The organism is Nocardia sp. NPDC058519 (genome assembly GCF_042719755.1).
Lineage (GTDB): Bacteria > Actinomycetota > Actinomycetes > Mycobacteriales > Mycobacteriaceae > Nocardia.
In genome coordinates this window covers 1-1,133 of the sequence record NZ_JBHXNK010000074.1, presented here as the reverse complement: position 1 = coordinate 1,133, position 1,133 = coordinate 1, and the positions used below count along the sequence as shown (strand labels likewise).

At 62.9% G+C, this 1,133-nt stretch carries 1 protein-coding gene; it reads left to right on the top strand.

Translation table 11 applies throughout. From position 1 onward, the window contains the following. Positions 1-163: 163 nt before the first annotated feature. The gene (locus tag ACFWPK_RS34550) at positions 164-1,078 is read left to right on the top strand and encodes an IS982 family transposase (RefSeq protein ID WP_378923076.1); all 915 of its coding nucleotides are present in this window, start codon (positions 164-166) and stop codon (positions 1,076-1,078) included. The last annotated feature ends 55 nt before the right edge of the window (positions 1,079-1,133 follow it).

Here is a 1,133-nt window from a genome sequence, read left to right as displayed (position 1 = left end):
CTAGATGATTGATTCCAAGGGGATGCGGCACCGATGGCAGTGCCGCGTTGGTTGCCGCAGCGGTGCGTGAGTGATCGCGCCGATGTGAGACTGCTTGCAGAGCAAGGGATTACGGCGTGTCACTACCGGAAGAAGGTGGGGCGAGGGTGTCGAAATTGTGGTTGTGAGCAACAACATCGACACCCTCGCCACCGCACTCTATGTGAAAACCGACGACCTGGTGAAGACCACGCCCGGCCTTGCTCCGTTGCGTCCGACGGCTGGTTTCGCACCCGAACTCAGCGACGCCGAGCTGGTCACGTTGGCGGTGATGCAGGCCCTGCTCGGGTTTACCTCCGAGCGTCGCTGGCTGCGGTACGCCGGCAAAAACCTGCGGCATCTGTTCCCGTATCTGCCCCAGCAGCCCGGCTACAACAAGCGGTTGCGTGGCGCGGCACCGCTGCTACTCGGTGTGATCAGGGCGTTGGCCCTCGACACCAGCCTGTGGACCGACGACGTGTGGGTCGTGGACTCGACACCGGTGGAGTGTGGCCGATCCAAGGAAACCGTTCGCCGCTCGGACCTGGCCGGATGGGCCGAATACGGTTACTGCGCTTCACATTCTCGTTTCTTCTGGGGCTTGCGGCTACATCTGATCGCCACCCTGAGTGGGCTCCCGATCGGGTTCGCGCTGACCGGAGCCAAGGCCGACGAACGTGAAACCCTGCTCGCGGTATTCACCACCGACCCGCACCTGGTCGCCGATCGCCCCGGTCAAACAGTGATCGGTGACAAGAACTACTTCGGCACCGGATTCGAGCACCAACTCGCCGACGCTGGGCTGAATCTGCTGCGGCCGGCTCGCAAAGGTGAGGCTCCCCGACCCGGCGCGCATCTGTTCAAACCGTTGCGTCAAACCGTCGAATCGATCTTCCAAACCTTGAAAGGGCAGCTCGACCTGGAACGACACGGTGGCCGCACCATCGCCGGAGTCACGGTCCGTGTCCTGCAACGCCTGCTCGCTCTGACCTCCGCGATCTGGCACAACGACAAGACCGGCGCACCGACACTGCGGTCACTGACCGCCTACGACCACTGATCCGGGTGTGGTGGCCTGCTCTGCGGGCCACCACACCCTGGAATCAATCATCTAG